Annotated in this window: 21 protein-coding genes and 3 pseudogenes; all 24 read left to right on the plus strand. The window is 67.2% G+C overall.

The window, feature by feature from the left end; all coding sequences use genetic code 11:
• The first annotated feature begins 32 nt into the window (after window positions 1-32).
• Entirely contained in the window at window positions 33-905 is an 873-nt protein-coding gene (locus ACFV2X_RS11345) for a hypothetical protein (protein WP_385614355.1), read from the plus strand.
• Window positions 905-2,011, plus strand: a complete 1,107-nt coding sequence (locus tag ACFV2X_RS11350; RefSeq protein WP_385614358.1) for a hypothetical protein — start codon at window positions 905-907, stop codon at window positions 2,009-2,011. The genes ACFV2X_RS11345 and ACFV2X_RS11350 overlap by 1 nt, the downstream gene beginning before the upstream one ends.
• A complete protein-coding gene (locus ACFV2X_RS11355) occupies window positions 2,012-2,452 on the plus strand; it encodes a hypothetical protein (RefSeq protein WP_385614360.1) in 441 nt (146 codons plus the stop codon).
• Window positions 2,453-2,614: 162 nt separating this feature from the next.
• Window positions 2,615-3,523: pseudogene (locus tag ACFV2X_RS11360) on the plus strand (peptidoglycan-binding protein); the annotation flags it as partial.
• Between the two features lie 323 nt (window positions 3,524-3,846).
• Window positions 3,847-4,092, plus strand: coding sequence for a hypothetical protein (locus ACFV2X_RS11365; protein ID WP_385614363.1), 246 nt, complete (start codon window positions 3,847-3,849; stop codon window positions 4,090-4,092).
• A gap of 230 nt (window positions 4,093-4,322) precedes the next feature.
• Window positions 4,323-4,496, plus strand: a pseudogene (locus ACFV2X_RS11370) (MerR family transcriptional regulator); the annotation flags it as partial.
• 52 nt (window positions 4,497-4,548) lie between these two features.
• A complete protein-coding gene (locus ACFV2X_RS11375; protein ID WP_385614588.1) occupies window positions 4,549-5,085 on the plus strand; it encodes a hypothetical protein in 537 nt (178 codons plus the stop codon).
• Between the two features lie 63 nt (window positions 5,086-5,148).
• Window positions 5,149-5,484, plus strand: a complete 336-nt coding sequence (locus tag ACFV2X_RS11380) for a YnfA family protein (RefSeq protein WP_385614366.1) — start codon at window positions 5,149-5,151, stop codon at window positions 5,482-5,484.
• Between the two features lie 266 nt (window positions 5,485-5,750).
• On the plus strand, window positions 5,751-6,320 hold the full coding sequence (locus ACFV2X_RS11385) for a hypothetical protein (protein ID WP_385614368.1): 570 nt from the start codon (window positions 5,751-5,753) through the stop codon (window positions 6,318-6,320).
• A gap of 88 nt (window positions 6,321-6,408) precedes the next feature.
• A complete protein-coding gene (locus tag ACFV2X_RS11390) occupies window positions 6,409-6,615 on the plus strand; it encodes a hypothetical protein (protein ID WP_319685916.1) in 207 nt (68 codons plus the stop codon).
• Window positions 6,616-6,718: 103 nt separating this feature from the next.
• A complete protein-coding gene (locus ACFV2X_RS11395) occupies window positions 6,719-7,063 on the plus strand; it encodes a hypothetical protein (protein ID WP_319685917.1) in 345 nt (114 codons plus the stop codon).
• Window positions 7,064-7,087: 24 nt separating this feature from the next.
• Entirely contained in the window at window positions 7,088-8,080 is a 993-nt protein-coding gene (bet, locus tag ACFV2X_RS11400; protein WP_385614372.1) for a phage recombination protein Bet, read from the plus strand.
• 65 nt (window positions 8,081-8,145) lie between these two features.
• A complete protein-coding gene (locus ACFV2X_RS11405; RefSeq protein WP_385614374.1) occupies window positions 8,146-9,279 on the plus strand; it encodes a hypothetical protein in 1,134 nt (377 codons plus the stop codon).
• Between the two features lie 84 nt (window positions 9,280-9,363).
• Window positions 9,364-10,278 (plus strand): helix-turn-helix domain-containing protein, encoded by a 915-nt coding sequence (locus ACFV2X_RS11410; protein ID WP_385614377.1) that lies wholly within the window; start codon window positions 9,364-9,366, stop codon window positions 10,276-10,278.
• Window positions 10,279-10,371: 93 nt separating this feature from the next.
• A complete protein-coding gene (locus tag ACFV2X_RS11415; protein ID WP_319685921.1) occupies window positions 10,372-10,650 on the plus strand; it encodes a hypothetical protein in 279 nt (92 codons plus the stop codon).
• A gap of 64 nt (window positions 10,651-10,714) precedes the next feature.
• The gene (locus tag ACFV2X_RS11420) at window positions 10,715-11,329 is read left to right on the plus strand and encodes a hypothetical protein (RefSeq protein WP_385614380.1); all 615 of its coding nucleotides are present in this window, start codon (window positions 10,715-10,717) and stop codon (window positions 11,327-11,329) included.
• Between the two features lie 209 nt (window positions 11,330-11,538).
• Window positions 11,539-13,038 (plus strand): DNA cytosine methyltransferase, encoded by a 1,500-nt coding sequence (locus ACFV2X_RS11425; RefSeq protein ID WP_385614382.1) that lies wholly within the window; start codon window positions 11,539-11,541, stop codon window positions 13,036-13,038.
• A 25-nt stretch (window positions 13,039-13,063) separates the two neighbouring features.
• Window positions 13,064-13,789, plus strand: coding sequence for a hypothetical protein (locus ACFV2X_RS11430; RefSeq protein WP_385614385.1), 726 nt, complete (start codon window positions 13,064-13,066; stop codon window positions 13,787-13,789).
• 19 nt (window positions 13,790-13,808) lie between these two features.
• Window positions 13,809-14,216 (plus strand): hypothetical protein, encoded by a 408-nt coding sequence (locus ACFV2X_RS11435; protein ID WP_385614387.1) that lies wholly within the window; start codon window positions 13,809-13,811, stop codon window positions 14,214-14,216.
• A gap of 29 nt (window positions 14,217-14,245) precedes the next feature.
• Window positions 14,246-15,064 (plus strand): hypothetical protein, encoded by an 819-nt coding sequence (locus ACFV2X_RS11440; protein ID WP_385614389.1) that lies wholly within the window; start codon window positions 14,246-14,248, stop codon window positions 15,062-15,064.
• Between the two features lie 187 nt (window positions 15,065-15,251).
• A pseudogene (locus ACFV2X_RS11445) lies at window positions 15,252-15,569 on the plus strand (HU family DNA-binding protein); the annotation flags it as partial.
• Window positions 15,570-15,645: 76 nt separating this feature from the next.
• The gene (locus tag ACFV2X_RS11450) at window positions 15,646-16,239 is read left to right on the plus strand and encodes a hypothetical protein (protein ID WP_385614392.1); all 594 of its coding nucleotides are present in this window, start codon (window positions 15,646-15,648) and stop codon (window positions 16,237-16,239) included.
• Between the two features lie 235 nt (window positions 16,240-16,474).
• Window positions 16,475-17,116 carry a hypothetical protein gene (locus ACFV2X_RS11455; protein ID WP_385614394.1) on the plus strand — a complete coding sequence of 214 codons (642 nt, stop codon included), beginning with the start codon at window positions 16,475-16,477 and terminating at the stop codon, window positions 17,114-17,116.
• Window positions 17,117-17,181: 65 nt separating this feature from the next.
• On the plus strand, window positions 17,182-17,484 hold the full coding sequence (locus ACFV2X_RS11460) for a hypothetical protein (RefSeq protein WP_385614397.1): 303 nt from the start codon (window positions 17,182-17,184) through the stop codon (window positions 17,482-17,484).
• The last annotated feature ends 15 nt before the right edge of the window (window positions 17,485-17,499 follow it).

The raw sequence follows: 17,499 nt of genomic DNA on the forward strand, positions 1-17,499 counted from the left end.
TGGTGCATGGCGGTAACCACTCCGCCCGAGCGATGCGCCTGATGATCCGCGACCTGGCGCGCGGCCGTCAGGGCATCGCCGAAGCCGGCGATCTCAAGGTCCGCCCTCTGGAGACTCCTGGCCCGGGCGTGCGCGTTGGCGACGGCTCCGCTCTGATCCACGGCGCACGCGCCTGGCAGGGGGCGTACACCCAGAGCAACATCGGCGACGCGGTGGTCGCGGTCCCGCCGACCGGCCCGTTCGCCCGTACAGACCTGCTCGTCCTGCGCGTCGAAGACCCCGAGTACGAGGGCGAACGCGACCCACGACGAGAAGACATCGGCTACTTCCACCTCGTCCAGGGCGTGGACCAGGACACGACCACTGCGCCGCATGGGATGACCGCCATACCCCTGGCCCGCCTCACGCTGCCCCGCAACACCGCGGTGGTCACGACCGACATGATTACCGACCTGCGACAGGTCGCCAATCCGCGCAGCGAGCGGACCATGCGCACCGTGCACCCGAAGGACACCGAGAAGGTGCCCGCCAAGCACGGCCAGTGGGCGAATTGGCCCAAGGAAGCCGCCTGGGATCTGGATATCCCGGCATGGGCGACGACGGCCACCACCGTGGTTACCCTCTCGGGCCTGCGCGCCGAGGCCGGCAGCATCTACGCAGAGCTGCGTACCCACCTCGGTGAACACAACGCACCGCTGACCGTAGTCGACGACGACGGCACCACCACCCGTCGCTCCAGCGTGACCCTCGCCGACACCTTCATCCTGCCGCCCGCCTACCGCGGCACCCGCCAGCACTTGGCCGTGCAGATCAATCAAATCGACAAGTACGGCGATGGCGACCTGACCGTGGCCAAAGGCACCACGGTGACCGCCGACATCGAGTTCACGGAAAGCCCGGTGTGATGCCCGACTACCGCTACATCATCGCCCGTGCTGGCACCGGCGAGGTCCTGCACTGGAACCTGCCGCTGGCCGAAGTCGAGTTCGGCCCGGAGAAGTCCGGACCGGGCTCGCTCAGCGCGACCCTGAATCCCACGTTCACCCGCACGATGAGCGACATGCTTGACGACGCCGGCGACGCGGTGATCCTTGTCGAGCGGAACTCGATTCTGATGTGGGGAGGGCTGCTGTGGAGGGCCGAACCAGAGGGCCCCAAACTCCCTGTCGAAGCATCCGGGTTTACCAGCTACCTGCACCGCCGCTTCGACATCCACGGCAACCTCGACGGGCGTGGTCCGTACATCGAGGCAGACCCGTGCCAGGTCATCCGCGATGCCTGGGAGTACGCCCAAGAGCAGCCGGACGGGGACCTGCAAGTCGTCGTGGACGACACGAAGTCGAACGCGAAGGCCGGCACCGCGAAGGACCCCTACACCACCTCCAAGTCAGACCCCCGCAACCTGGGGGAGATCGTCGACGAGATGGCCAACATCGACGACGGCCTGGAATGGACCGAAACCGTCACATGGCGCGGTCGCCGAGCCGAGCGGCGCGTAGTCCTCGGCGCCCCGCGGCTCGGTCGGCGCCGCGAAGACCTGACCTTCACCACCAGCGCCAACGTGGTCGGCGAGCCCCACGTCATCAAGGACGCCGACTCCTACGCTCAATGGGTCATCGTGCTCGGCGCCGGCGAAGGCAAGAAGCGCAAGGTCGTGGTCGACGGCGTACGCAATGGGCGGCTGCGTCTGGAGCACAAGCTGGAGACCAGTGCGAAGGACGAGACCAAGCTCAAGCAGCGCACTCGCCGCGAACGGCTGGCCCGGCAGATCCTGCCAACGCTCACCGAGCTGGAGATCACCGACCATCCCGCCGCTCCGATCGAGGCGCTACGCGTCGGCGACGACGTACGCGTCCGGCTGCACGAGCCGCACACCGAGTACGACGGATGGAACCGCATCGTCGGCTGGACCGTGCGCCCCGGCGAGGGCGAGACCCCGGAGCGCGTGACGCTGAAGCTTGAGCGCACGGTCAAGCCGGAGGAGAGCGGCGACGAGACGGAGGAGCAGTAGATGCCGGACACGATCGATGCGCTCGCACGCCGCATCGCCAGCCTGGAGCGACGCGTCAGCACCCTGGAGCGGGCCCGACGCGCGCCGTACCCGCCGTGGCGGGACCTGCCGCTTACCGGAGACACGGCGGTGCCCGACGCCACGCAGCCGCCGCAGATCCGCGCCGATCCGTGGAACATGCTGGAACTCAGCGGCCGGATTGGACTCTCGGGCGGCCGAGCCGTAGACGAAGCGGTCGTCGCGCTCCTGCCGGAGGGCTTCTGGCCTGCCGCGCACCGCACCGTTCCGGTCGCCTCCGATGTGGCGCGCCGTGAACTCCACCTCGACATCGATCCCAAGGGCCAAGTGACTCTACGGGTCCAGGATGGCGGCAGTGCGAGAGCCACCTGGCTCAGCCTCGACAGTGTTTCGTGCCGCATTGATGGCGACGACGAGGAGTAGAAGCCCCCCGGGGTTCGCACGCCGAGATGGCGCCGATGCCTCTGGGTACCATGATCGCCGGGGTGACCCTCCACCCTTGCTTCGCAGCGAACCCCGAGGGACCGGCCCGCAGACAGGGCACGGCCGACTGCCATACGGCGCAGGGGAGAAGGCGAAGCGAGCGTGGCAACACCATTGAGCGGGGACAGATTCCTGTCCACGCTGAAGCACGCGGGCCTCGGCGTCGTCGAGCACGGCAAGTGGCGCACCCACAACCGCAACACCCATGGCAACTGGGGCCCCGTGAACGGGGTCATGATCCACCACACTGGCCCCTACTCGTCCGAGGCCGACATGGTGGATCTGTGCCGCGTCGGCTACCAGGACCTTCCAGGTCCGTTGTGTCATGGCGTGATCGACCGATCCGGAACGATCCACCTGATCGGTTACGGCCGGACCAACCACGCCGGCATGGGCGACACCGACGTCCTGCTCGCGGTCATCGCGGAGAAGGCAAACCTGCCGGGCGACAACGAGGCCGACACCGACGGCAACCGGCACTTCTACGGCTTCGAGTGCATCAATACCGGCAGCCAGCCCTGGCCCGCCGCCCAGCTGGATGCAATGGCTCGCGCCGCCGCGGCCGTGTGCCGCGCCCACGGCTGGAACGAGCACAGCGTCATCGGCCACAAGGAGTGGAAGCCGAGCAAGCCGGACCCGGGCGGCATCGACATGGACGACTTCCGTGCCCGTGTTGCCCGCCACCTCAAGGATGACGGCCAGACGCCGGACAGGCCGAAGCCGACTCCGAAGCCGAAGCCCGCCCCCAAGCCAAGGCCGGTCCCGAAGTACGCCGCCTACCCCGGCAAGGACTTCTTCCGCGAAGGCCGGTCGTCGCCCGTGATCGCGGCCATGGCGAAACGGCTGATAGCCGAGGGCTGCGACTCCTACGACACTCGGCCCGGCCCGGTGTGGAGCGACGCGCACCGCCGCTCATACGCCGCCTGGCAGATCAAGCGCGGGCATCACGGAGCCGCAGCTGACGGCGTCCCCGGGCCGGACACCTGGACCGCGCTGCGCGTCCCGCATGCCGCCCGCCCCGCCGAGCCCGCCCCGACCACCCAGGAACAGGACCACGACCCCATGCCGCAGGCCCTCGCCGACGTCGCCGAACGCACCATCGCCACGTACCTCGAGTCGGTCCTGGGCTTGATGGCTGCCTCCAGCACCACCGACATGGTGTCGCTGTCCGCGTGGCAGGCCGCCGCCGTGTCCGCGATACCCGCAGCCCTGTCGGCGCTGAAGTCCACGCTCGGCACGGTGCTGGGACGTGCGGGCACCGCGTCCTGGCTACCCGGCAAGCACGACCCGGCCACCCCAATGTCGTAACCCAAAGCCGCACGCAAGGAGGCACCATGCCAGAGGGAGAGATCGCGCTGGCCCTCGCCGAGCTGCGCAGCGCATTGGAAGTCGGCCTTGCTCGAATCGATGGACAGTTGGCGTTGCTGGTACAGCGCAGCGACCAAACTGACAAGGCGGTCGAAGACCTGGAGGCGCGGGTGACGTCCTTGGAGAAGGGGAGGTGGCCACTGCCGACCATCGCTGTCCTGGCCAGCGTCACCGCAGTGGTGCTGACGGTGTTCGGCGCGGTCCGAGGCTGAGGCGATGTGCTCACGTCGAGTCTTGGCGGCAGCTGCTCAGCACTTCTGGGCGCCCGCTTCCGGGCTGGGATCGTTGTTCACGAGAGAGCAGGACGCTAAGGCTGTCGCCGGGCTCGGGTGGTGTTCCTCGATAGCTGGATCCTCTCGCTGACAGCGTGGTGCCGGGGCTTGCCGGTGACGGCTTGACCTTCGAGTCAGGTCGAAGCCTTAGCGTCGTTGCTATGAGCACCATGCGGATCTCCCAGCTGGCTAAGCGCACGGGTGTCCCGGCGACCACGCTGCGGTTCTACGAGGACGCCGGACTGCTGCCCGCCGACCGTACGCCGGCTGGGTACCGGATGTACGGCGAGGACGCGGTGGAGCGGCTAGCGTTCATTGGCGCGGCCAAGCACCTGGGGCTACCACTGGACGAGGTCGGCGACCTGCTTGGGGTGTGGGAGCGGCGCATGTGCCGAGGTGAAGGCGAGCCTACGGCCGAAGATCGCCGACCGCCTGGCCGAGGCCGAGCACCGGGCTGCGGAGCTGCGGACGTTCACCGCCTCGCTGCACGCCGCACTGAAGCATCTGGATGCGCTGCCGGACCGAGGCGCCCCCTGCGACCCGCAATGTGGCTTCCTCACCGCGCCCGCGCCCACCGAGTCGCAGGTCAACATGGTGACCGCGTCGAGCTGCAGGGGGGTTGATCAGGAGGCCGAGCGGTGGCGGAGCGCCGCAGTCGCCTGTGTGCTGAGCGGTGAGGGCATGGCCGAGCGCACGAGCGCCTGGCACGAGGCCCTCAACAGTGCCGACCGGGCGGCGATCCCCGATGGACTGCGTCTGACCCTGCCCGTCGAGCAGGTCCCCGTTGTCGCAGAGTTGGCCGCCGCCGAGCAGCAGTGCTGCCCATTCTTCGACTTCCGACTCCACCTTGATGGTCCCCATCTGCATCTGGAGGTCAGGGCCTCTGCCGACGGGTTTGGTTTGCTCGCCGAGCTGTTCGGCCCAGGTAGCTGAACCTGTCCCGCAGCACTTCCTCATTTCTCGCGCTGTCTCCCTTTGCCAGAAAGACTCCTTATCGTGCTAGTCACCCGCTCCGTTGCCTTGTTCTTCGTTGCCGCGGTATTCGAGATCGGGGGCGCCTGGCTGGTCTGGCAGGGCATGCGTGAGCACAAAGGCTGGATCTGGATCGGGGCCGGTGTCATCGCGCTGGGCTTGTACGGCGTGGTCGCGACCTTCCAAAGCGACGACAACTTCGGGCGAATCCTGGCCGCGTATGGCGGTATCTTCGTCGCCGGGTCGCTCGCCTGGGGCATGGTCGCCGACGGCTACCGCCCCGACCGTTTCGACGTCATTGGCGCGCTGATCTGCCTCGTCGGGATGGCGGTGATCATGTACGTTCCGCGCGGTGACTGACTCGCGTCACACGCCTGCAAACGAATGTCTGCCCCTGGGCCGCCCGGCGCCACGTGATAAAGCCCCCCGCACAGCTCTTTCGGGGCTGCCGCGCCTGCCGAAGAGGGCGGAGCCTGGACGTGCGGAAAGCGAATGGCCCCTGCCGCAGCAGGGGCCATCGAGGCCTCTTGGAGTAGACCGTCGCCCACGTTAGCAGCGCCGACCGGTTGCGCGTGAGGCTACGCTTCCGTCGACACGCGCGAGGAGACACTGCGAAGGACGGGGCAATGCGCCAGCTCAAGCCGTACCTGGTCGGGCATCAAGAGTTCGCTGCTCTGTACGGGGTGGAGCCCGGGATGGTCGGACAGTGGCTGAGCCCGAGTAGGCGCGCGCTGGACCCGGCCACCGCCATCGTGGTTTCGGGCGTGCGCTACTGGCCCCTGGGGTTCGCGGCCCGCTATGGCACGACCACCCCGCGGTTCAAGCAGGTCAACGTGCGCGTAAAGGAACGGCTGATCGCCGAGCAAGGCGAGGGCTGGGAGGCGGACCTTGGCGACGAGTTGCCGCCGATTGTGGGCCAGCAGGAGATCATCCAGATCTTCCACCTGCCGGCGCAAGGCAACCTCGCCACGACGATCGCCACCGGACGCTTCCCGCACAGAGACTGGTTGCTGTCCGGGTCCCCGCTCTGGCTGCTGGACACGGTTCTCGATGCGGTGTCTGCCCTCCGCGAGAGTGCCCGCAGCCTGCCTTGGGAGACCGACGCGGCCGTGATTGCCGCTCTGCGTAACGGTACGTACGACGGTCCCGGATCGAAGGTTTTGACGCGAGGACGGCATGTAGCAAAGGGCCTCTGACCTGTGGGAACACTGTACATCGAGTCGAAATGCGAATAAGATATAAGTATTCCGATTTGGGTGCCATTGATTCGCAACGGAGGCATGAATGCAGATCGTCCATACGCCCGCCGGTGACGGCGTCGCGGTCATGAGGCCAAGTGAAATCGCACTCATGGAGTCAGTCCTGTCGCGCTACGTGCTGGAGAACCCGGACCACAACCTTGCTGTCCGGATGCTCGCGGATGTCTCTCGTGCCAATGGGGAGGTCGAGCGTACGTGGGCGGAGCGGCCGGGTCGCGTGAGCTCGACCTGATCGCGATGGTGTGAAGTCGGGCTGTCGTAGCTGGGGTTGATTAGCTCGCGCCAAGCCTCCAAGATAGGTGACATTCTTGGAATCGGTCACCAGGGAGGTGAGGATGGAGGACGTCCAGGACGAGATTCCGGGCCTGGTGATCCACACCGTGCGACAGCCTGACGGGGAAGCGGGCACGATCCAGGCGCAGTTCGAGGCGTTCCATCAGCTCAACCCATGGGTTCTCCGGGCCTTGGAGAGCCTGACGGCTGACTACCTCAAGCGCGGCGCTACCCGCGTCGGCATCGGGATGCTCTTCGAGGTCCTGCGCTGGCGCTACGCCACAGCCACCGAAGGCGACGAATTCCGGCTCAACAACAACTTCCGCAGCAGGTACGCCCGGCTGCTTATCGAGCGCCACCCCGAGTGGGCGCCCGCGTTCAAGGTCCGCGCCCTGCGGGCCGACTGAACCGAACCTCTTGGAGAACGACCAATGAACCAACCGAGCGAGCAACAGGGCGGCGGCACCACATCAGCCGCCCTGGCACCCGCCAGTGCCGAGACACCGCCAGAACGCGCCGTCACCCAAAGCGCCATTGTGCTCCGAGCCGACCAAGTGGAGTTCGACGCGCGCCAGGTGGCCGCGCTCGCGCTGATCAGCCCTGGTCTCCAGCAGGCACCGCGCGCGCAGCTAGCCGTGTTCTTCCACTACTGCGTGAGGTCCGGTCTCGACCCGTTCGCCCGCCAGATCTACATGATCGGGCGCAAGAACCGGGGCGAGGACCGCGACGAGAACCCGGTCAATTGGACCATCCAGACCGGCATCGACGGCTTCCGCACGATCGCCCACCGCGCGGCCGAGCGGACTGGAGAGCGAATCTCCTACGAGGACACCGTCTACTACGACGCTGAGGGCAAAGCGCACGAGGTCTGGCTGGCGCCCGGGTCTCCGGCGGCCATCAAGGTCACCGTGCTCCGGGGCACCAGCCGTTTCCCCCTCATCGCGCGCTGGGACGAGTTCGCCCCGGAGTACTGGGACGCCAAGCAGAGCAAGTACGTCGTCGCCAAGATGTGGCGCCAGATGCCTGCCCACATGCTGCGCAAGTGCGCTGAGGCTGGTGCCCTGCGGATGGCCGCCCCACAGGACCTGTCCGGCGTGTACGCAGACGAGGAGATGGCTCAGGCCGACGCAGAAGTGGTCGCGGGCGAGGCCGAGGAAGCCACGCAGCGGCTGCGCGCCGCCGCTGGTCTGACGGGACACGAGCAGGACGAGGGCGACGGCGACGAGGCCAACGCCGACGCATCCGAGAACGGGACGCCCCGGAAGGATGCCAAGACGACGCCGCGGAAACGGGCGAAGGCAGCCCAGCCCAATGCGGCAGTGGAACGGGAGCAGGCCGCGGGCGCCGACGAGGGCCAGCCCATCCGCAAGCGCGCGGCCCCGCGGAAGCGAACCGCTGCCGCCAAGAGCGGTGCCACCTCCTGACCTGCTCCCATCCGCTCGGGTGCCGCCCGCCGAGCCGGGCAGCACCCTGCCTTCCTGGAGATCACATGACCATCACGGCCGATCGGCCCGTCAGCCTGTGGCCCGCAGCCCACGCGGCCGACGCACGTCGTCCACGGTCCCTGCAAACCAAGATCGGCGCGAGCGACACCGTATGTGCGCGGCGCGCCGGGTACCTCCTGCACGGCCGCACCCCCACCGACACCGGCGAGAAGCGCAAGGCGATCCTCGGCACCTTCCTGCACACCGGGATGCTGGAGGCAGCCCGCGAGGAGTATGGGTGGATCATCGAGCGTCGCGTCGAGGACGACACCATCCGGGGCCACATCGACGCGGTCCAGCTCGACAGCCATGCGGCCGCTCGCCTGCCCAAGCGGCTGCGCCCTAGCCTCCCGGCTGAGGTGACCACCGTAGAGGACATCAAGACCAAGAGCACGTTCCAGTGGGACGCCATCCGACGCTACGGCGCCAGCGATGCCGAGATCCGCCAAGCCCTGCTGTACGCAGACCTGTTGCGTACTGAGGGGTTCGCCAACATCGACGGCCAGCGTCAACTCGCCCGGATCGGCCCGCTGGCTGTCGGTCGCATCCGGTTCCGGTTCATCAACCGTGACTCGGGCGATGACCACGTACAGGAGATGCCCTTCAACGCAGAGCGTGCTCGAGGCGCGCGCTGGTGGGTCCAGCAGGTTCGCGCGGCAGAGACGCCCGAGGACCTACCGCGTACCTTTCCCGGGCCGGGCCTATCCGCTGTCTGCGATAAGTGCTCCTTCAAGACCGCCTGCTGGGGCCCGACTATCGGCGGCCAGAGTCCGCAGAGCATCCTCATCCACGACGATGCCGAGCGGGGGAAGGCGCTGGCCGAGTACGTCGAGCTGTCCGAGCAGATCAAGCCGCTCAAGGACCGGATGAAGGTGTTGCGTGCCGAGCTCGACGGCTCGGAGCCCGGTGCGTACGGCGAGAACGTGCTGTCCTGGAGCGGCGGCAACCCGACCAAGGTTGACGACACGGACGCCATGGTCGCCCTCTTCAAGCGGGCTGGACTGCCGGTGCCGATGGCGCCCGATGTGGCGGTGATGAAGGCACAGCTCAAGGCGGCGGACATTCCCGTGCCCACACGGCTCGACCATGATCGGCGCACCTCGGTGGGCATCAACGTCACCCTTCGCAAGAAGCCCTGACCCGCGCCCCAAGAGGGGCAGGCCCGCTGCTGGTCCTGCCCCTACCTCGGCGCACCTCGAGCCGGACGTAATGGAGAGGTGCCGGTGAGCATCCAGCTGATGGTGGCGGCGGCCTATCTGCCTAAGGAGGTGATCAACAAGACGCAGAAGCTCGTCCTGATGAAGATCGCGGACTCTGCCGACGATCAGACGCGGTTGGCCAGGCCAGGCCTTGAGCGAATGATGGCCTGGTCCGGGGTGGGCGACAAGCAGGTCATCACGGTCGTCACGGAGCTGGTCGGCCTCGGCCTGGTCGAGCGAGTCGAAATCGGCAGGGTCGGACGCCGCGCCGAGTACCGGGTCTTCCCGCATGGGGTGCCGCCGATTCCCTCGACAGAGGAACTGATCGAGCGGCGCCGTTTGGCGCAGCGTGCGCCGAAGAATCCGCGGCTGGCCAGGAAGGTGCCGCGCCGAAAACCATCGACAACTGCGCGTACCCAGGACGACGTCGTCGCTCGCGAGGAGATCCGTGCTGCCCTGGCGGCCGCTTTCGAGAGTGGGTTGCCGGAAGGGAACCCTGGAGACGCGTGGGAAAGGGTTGCTGCGGGGGAACCCGGCAGGTTCCCCCAGGGAAACCGCGTAGGTTCCCCTGCGGAAACCCCTTCTCTTCCCCCTCCTTCCTCACCCCTTCCTGTTCCCCCTACCCCCGGTGCCGACGCAGAGGGGGAGCCGGACGGAGATGCCGAGGGGCAGCCACCGAGTGGTTGCCCACACCATCCGCGGTCCGCTGGCAACTGCCGGGGCTGCGGGACGAACCCGCGTGCCGTTCGGGAGCAGGCGCGACGCAAGGCTGCCGAGAAGGAACGAGCCTCGCAGCAAGAGTGGCTGAGGGGGTTCTTTGCCGAGCAGCAGCGCCGTGTGGCTGAGACGGACCCGCAGGCGCTCGAGATGGCGCGGCAGCGTACGCGCGACCTGGCTCGCATGGGCCGAGCATCCAGTAGGAACTCCGGCAGCAAATAAGCGAGTTCATGGATCGCCGACATTGACGCCCACGTGAACGCTAATAAGATATAAGTAAGTCCAAACTTCGAGTCGGATCCCCTTGGAGAATGAATGACCACCTCGACTGTCGACCCCGCCGCCTACCTTGTGGTGGCCGAAGTTATCCACGGCCCGCTTGCTACGCCCATCCTCGGCAAGGGGCTGTTCTGCTCCATCGAGTGCGCGGCCGTCGAAGTGCGCGAACTGTCTCGCTCGATCAGCGAACGCGGGCAAGGGGCGGCCTTCGTCCTCCAGCACCAGGGTCGCCCCGTCGGGTGTGCCGTCACGCGCGGCGGCCAGATGTGGGTGGTGCAGGTTCTCGCCTCCCATGAGCTGCCCGCCACGAACTAAACACAACTCTCAACATAGGTGACATTGTTCAAAAGGACGTCGCCCTCCCCTCTTGGAGACAGAAATGACTGTCGCGGCACTGCCCGACCACGAAGACCGGACCAACCCGCTGTGGCTCAAGCTGTTCCATGGCTATCGCCACGTGATTTCACCGCTGCGCCACTTCGGCTGGATTACCGACGTCGAACTGAGCGGCGGCAACTTCCACGTCCGCGCCGACCTCGGTGACGGCACTGAGTTGATCATCGCCGCCGAGCACGCTCTGCCCGTCGATCCCACCGAGGTGACCGGGTGGCACGTAGCGCGGCAGAACATCGAGGACCCCGCGCGACTCACCGCGCTGTACGACTCCACTCCAGATGGCCCACAGGCGCACCACGGAGTCAGCCTCATCCCGATGTTCGCGCGCATCGACGAGTTGGGCGCCCCGAAATCCGCCAGGCAGCTGATCGTGTCGTCCACGCACACAACGCCTCACGGCGTGAACCACAACCAGACCGCAGGCTATGAGGCGGCGGGGACGGCCATCGCCCGCTACTTCGAGTGGTCGCGGCGAATGGTCGCCAACGAGGGCTATCGGTGCGTCTGGGAAGAGCCTGAACAGGATGGCTACCCGCTGGCGCTCTTCGAGAAGGACGGCCACATCACCACCGTCCGCGTCACGCCCAGTGACGGCTGACCCGTCGCGCCGCGCGCCGCGCCCTGTCAGGGGCGTGGTCCGGTGATCTGGCTGCCGATTCTCTGCTTCCTCGGCGTCGCGGCGTTCATCGCCCTGGGGATCGAGGACAGTCGCCACCGTCGCGCGCGACGCACCCCCGATCAGTCCTGATCACGGCCGCCCGGCCCAACCTCCGGGCCGGGCGGCCCCGCCCCTTGGAGACCATCCCTTTGTCCCGCGCGATATCCCTGCTCTGCGGAGCAGGCGGAGACGCGACCGGCCTGGAGGAGGCCGGATTCGACCCCATTCTCGGTATCAACCACTGGCAAACAGCGATCGACACCTTTGAGCTCAACCACCCGGGCGCTACGGGGCGCTGCGCTGACATACGCAACTACCCCATGCGTTGGCTGCCGCAAGCCCTCATCCTGTGGGCCTCCGTCATCTGCACCGAGATCAGCCCCGCCGGCGGGAAGAAGCGCCAGCCCGCCCCGGCGCAGGAAGCCCTCTTCGAGGAAGAGGAGCAGTGGAGAGAACTGCCGCCGGAGGCGTTCGAGCTGACCCGCGTCACCGCCTGGTGCGTACTCCGTGCCGCTGAGGCCAAACGGTTCCCCTGCGTGGTCGTCGAGAACGTCACGGAGTTCGTCACCGACTGGATCTTGTTTCCGGAATGGATCCGGGCCATGAAGAAACTGGGCTACCGAGTCCAGATCGTCTCAGTGTCGTCTGCCCACATCGGTTCCGAGACCAACCTGTATGCGCCGCAATGGCGCGACCGCGTATACATCGTCTTCACGCTCACCACTGTCCGCCGTCCCGATCTCGCGCCGCGCCCGCTCGCGTACTGCTTCGAGTGCGGCCAGGACGTGAAGGCTCGGCAGAGCTGGCGCAATCCGAAAGTCCGCGTCGGCAAGTACGGCTCCCAGTACGACTATCGCTGCCCCAATACCCGCTGCCGCCATGCCCTGGTCGAGCCGTACGTGCGCCCGGCCTCGGACGTGATCATGTGGGACGACATCGGCCAACGCATCGGCGACCGCACCAAGCCATTGGTACCGAACACGATGCGGCGGATCGAAGCGGGACTGGAGAAGTTCCCTCTCGAGCCCAGCGTCGTCACCCTCACCCACGGCAAGGACGGCGGAGACAGGGCCTTCGCCCCGCACGCGAGGCCGCTGCCCACGCGCACGGCCAAGCTGGGTGAAGCCCTGCTGGTGCCCGTCGGCGGTTCATGGAACGACACCCCGGCCTCGGTCGACGTGCCCATGCGCACCCGTACGACACGTGAGAGCGAAGCTCTTGTCACGGTCGACCCGGCGCCCTTCATCGTGGAATTCCGCCGCAACTGCGACGCCGCGCCAGTGGACAATCCGCTCAGCACGCTGAGCACGGCCCGCCACCACGGCCTGGTGGTGCCCGATGGTGTGGCCCGTGACCGGGCCCGCAACACGCTCGTCATCCCATACCGCAAGGCCGCACCCAAGACCGCGGCCGAACCCCTGCACACTCTCGCCACCCGCGACTCGGCGGCCGTGGTGCGCACCGCGCCCGCCATCGAGGACTGCTACTTCCGCATGCTCCAACCGCGCGAGCAGCTGTCGGCACAGCGGTTTCCCGAGACGTTCCAGGTTGTCGGCTCCAAAGCCGCCCAGACCCGTCAGGCGGGCCAAGCCGTGAGCGTCAACGTTGCGCGATGGGTCGGCGAACGCCTCAAGCCCGTCCTGGCCTGACCCCGAAGAAGAAAGGATTCAATCCATGGACACTGGCACGGCCAGTCACCTGGCGATGCTCTTCCAACAGCGTGAAGAATTGGCCACTCAGCGCCGACGTATCGAGAGGGCGCACTGCCTCGCGGTCCTCGACCACATCGCCGCCAGTATTCGCCGCAACTGCCCGGAAGCCGTCTACGTCAACTTCGCGTACTACGGCAACAGCCGGACGCTGGACCTCCTCGGCGTGCTCGGGGGACAGCCCAGCCCGCTCGGTGCCTACCCCTGGCTGTGGGGCGGCAGGGACGAGAGGCACCCGCTCGCCGAGCTCGCCGACCAGATCGAACGGGACGTGCAGACCGCGCTGGCCCCGACCCACTCTCTGGCTTGGGCCATGGTGCGCCGCGACGGTGTGAGCGACGGCAACAGCTGGCTGTTGGAGCTACCCCCGCCCGACCGCGCCGCGCGCATCGCCCAGCTGGTACGCGAATACCACCCGGAGGCGACCGCGCTGATTGTGGACGGGCGCCCCTCCGGGGGGCGCATCATCGAGGTCGTTGAAGGAATCTCCGACGATGGCACCGAGAACCGCACCAGGCGGCGTTGGACGCCCGAGTGCGAGGAGATCCTAAGGCGCTTGGTCGCTCAGATCTTTGCAGTACCGGCCCTGGACGAGCGTCATCTCATGCCGATCGACGACCTCTACACGCACCCTTACGACAGCACCCCCGGTCATCTTGTGCGCCTAATGCGGCTGCCGCCCGTCGCGTAGTCACCCACGCAAGCATCGAATGAGCGGCACTGAATGGGTCAGCGAGGCACCGTGCGCCGGGGACATGCGCTTTACGCCCGACAATGCGACTGCGGACTCACTCAGAACGCCGCAGAACCGCAAACTACTGACGGTCTGCCGGGCGTGCCCCTTCAGAGCACGGTGCATTGCCCTGGTACTGCCGCGCCACTCCCTGTTCGACGGCATCTGCGGCGGACGCCTGTGGTTCAACGGTCAGGTCCGGGCCACCTGTCAGGGCGCCAACCGCGACGAACTCAAGGAGGGCGCTGCCCCCATCACCCACGGCACCGAGGCCGGAGCCCGCGCCCACAACCGGCGCGGGGAGACGGCCTGCACCCTGTGCCGGGAAGCCGGACGGCGTGCCCAGGCTCGCCGACGCGAGCGCAAGCGAGCATCCGGCCAGTAAGCACCCCTTCAACCTCCCCAAGGAGAAAGATGTTCACCGTCAAGGCGGATGCCCTGTCCGCCACCCTCGACAAGGTCGTCCCCCATCGGTCGGCTCTGTCCGCCTGCCTGCCCGACCTGGATCAGGTCGACATGGTCCTCCTCGACTGCACCCGCAGTTGGCTGCATGTCGTTGTGGCCGGAGAACGGACCATGGCCGTTGCACGAACGCGTATCGAGAACACGACGCACTGGTCTGCACCGGTCGCCTACGCCGACGTCGACGCTCTGTGCGCATGGTTGGATTCCTCCGACGAGGTCCACGTCCAGCACACCCTGGACGGCGGCCGGCCTCTGCTGCACTTCACCGAAGGTGCAGCGCGTGCGACCGTGCCAGTGGCCTCCCACATGGCTGAACTGCCCTGGCGTGAGGTGCTGCTGGCGGAAGCTCCCCAGTCCCACGCCCTGAGCCGGGCCGTACGGATGAGTTCCCGGGACCTTGCCCTGTGGGAGCACGCAGGCAAGGACATCGAAGTGTGGCCCGCCGCCGGAGTAGCGGCGTTCATCGTCACCTCGGGCCCGGACTTCATCGGCCTGCAACTGCCTCACCTCGGTTCTCCTGTCGAGGTGGTGGACGGTTGGCAGGCGTCACTGCGCACGCGGCGGTTCCTCTACGAGGGCATTCCGTACGAGGTTGGGGCCAGCTATACGGATCAGTGGGGGATGGTATGGCGGGTTGCTGCTTCGCCCGCCCCAGGGGAGGAGCCGCTCGTGGTCTCCGCCGACCGGTCCAGTGTTGCCTTGCCGCTGGCTGTGGTTCTCCAGGCAGGCGGACGCCTCACACGCGACCTCGTGATGCGGCACCCCTGAAGATAGATGACATTTATGAATCGAGATCTCTTAATCGCCGGGTGCAGGCGTGACGTGTGCGGTGACAACGAACCTGACGGCGATCGGTGTGTGGGCCTCAGACCTCTCCCCGCCGCGTGGCTCGCCAGCCCGGCATTCGCGCGAGCCGGACGGCCCAGTCCTGACGTAGGAAGTGAAAGGGAACTCTGTGAACAAGACTCAGCTCGTTGAGGCCATCGCTGACAAGACCGGCGGCAAGAAGAACGCTGCGATTGCAGTGAACGCCGTATTCGATGCCATGGTGCGCGCCGTCGTCGGCGGAGACACCGTTTCCATCACTGGCTTCGGCAGCATCAGGCCCGTCGATCGTCCGGGCCGCCTCGCCCGCAATCCGCAAACCGGCGGCCCCGTGCGGGTGCCCACCACTCGCGTTCCAGCCTTCCGCGCTGGCGCGCGGTTCAAGGCCCTGGTCGCCGGAGCCCGGGTCCTCCCGGTATCCGGCAACTGCATCCAGAAGGCTGCCAAGACGCCCCGCCGGTAACCGCCACGCACTACGTCGCCGCCCCGGCGCCCGCCGGGGCGGCGCAGTCGAAGGAACCAGGATGAACCACCCTGTGGGAACCGAAATAGAGGCCACGGCACTGTGGTTGGAGCAGCACGCCGCTTCCGGCGCCGCCGATGTCCTGCGCCGAGCGGGGCGCCAGCGCGACGAGGCGCGTTGGGAGCTCGCTGTCGCGCTCGCCGGGAAGCGGCGTCTCCTCCTGGCGTGGCGCTCGGCGCGTGAGCGCGCCGAGGAACACGCGGGCGAGGCGGCCCAGTTGAAACGCAAACTGCGTGCTCACCATGGGCAGCCGGACGGGCAGAGTGGGCGCGCGACCTTGCAGGGTCACGATGTCCTACGTGACCACGCCCTGATGCGTGTCGACCTCGCACGCTTCCAGAACTTGCTTGAGCGGGCAGGTTGGCTACCTGACGCCAAGCCGCGCCATTTGTGTCGCTGGCGCGACGGGTGGTGGGAGCTGGCCTACCGAAAGAAGAGCCCGAAGGACGGTTACCACGACAACGGCTGGTACCTGTGGGGGCCGGCCGAGAGCTACTTCGGCGAGTGGGTAGCGGCGCTGAAAGTTGACGCGACGGTTGAGGCCGATCGACTGATCACCAAGCACCTTGCCGCTGCGGCGGAGGCTGAGCGTTGAGTACGTCAGAACTCATCAGCGGTCACAATTCTCTTGATGGCCTCATCTCGGGCGCCATGGATTAGGGAATTGGAATTTCCGTAAATCAGGGCGCGCTTCAATTCCGGGAAACTTGCCTTAGTGGCATTTGCTATTAAGATATAAGTAAGGAATTCGCGAAATCCTGAAACGGAAAGGACACACCCCGCGCCCCCGGCTCAACGCCGGGGGCGCACCCATACGCGCAAGCGTCCTCTTGGAGACCATCACCATGACCTACAGCCGAGGAGTGCAAGTCCTCTCGGGCATGATCGGTGTCGAGCCCGATCACGTCGCCCGCGCGCTTCGCGTCGCCGCGCGGACCCACGCCGCGATCCGGGCCAGCCAGTTCAGCCACCTGACGGAGGAGCAGTTCCAGCGTCTCATCAGCCGGGACCAGCACGCCGTCGCGGTGGTTGCCAACCTGGCCATGCGCTTCGCGGGCCGCGTTGAAGACGCCCACCTGCTTATGGATGTCTACAGGGCCAGCGTCGGCGCAACCGTGCATCACCCCCTGATCCGCGAAGGTGTTGGCGCGCTGCCGCAGTTCCACCGCCACGAGTACGTGCAGCAGGCCATCCGTGTCCTCCTGGCAGCCGATCTGCCGCCCATCCACATCGACGGCGTCCGCGAACTCAAGCCCGGCTTCCAGGTCGACCCCGCATGGGGCGACATGCCCGGCTGGGTTTTCATCCAGCCGGACCCTGACGCCGAAGGCCGCAGCGGCTTCGCCGGCGGCCGCCTCGGCTATCTCGCCGTCATGCGCTGGGCCGGGTGGGGCGTGATCACCGTGCCGCTCCCCGGCGAGCTGTGGGGTGTCTGCCACCCCGACTACCGGGACAAGCCCTTCCCCTCCTGACCCCCTCCGCACCCGGACCGCCCTCCGCGAGCCGGGGCAGCCGACTCTGAAAGGCCAACTGCACCGTGAAGTTCCCGGTAGACGACACCACACTCAGCGCCTGGGCCTCCCTCCTCAATCTCACCGAAGAGCAGACAGCAGCCACGCTCGAGGAAATCGAGCAAACCCTGCGCGTTGGCTATGTACACCGCCCCACCGAGTTCCGGCACTTGAGCTTCGAGAAGCTGACCGCAGAGATGGACATCGACGAGTTGGCCCTCATGTTCCTCGTTACTGGGCTTCGGCAGGCCGGGCATCCGGAAGCGGCCGATGCCGTCGAGATACGCGGCCTCGTGGCCAACCTCGAGGCCAAACGCCCATCCGACTGATCGCCACCTCAGCAC

This window comes from Streptomyces sp. NPDC059679, from assembly GCF_042734105.1.
Lineage (GTDB): Bacteria > Actinomycetota > Actinomycetes > Streptomycetales > Streptomycetaceae > Streptomyces.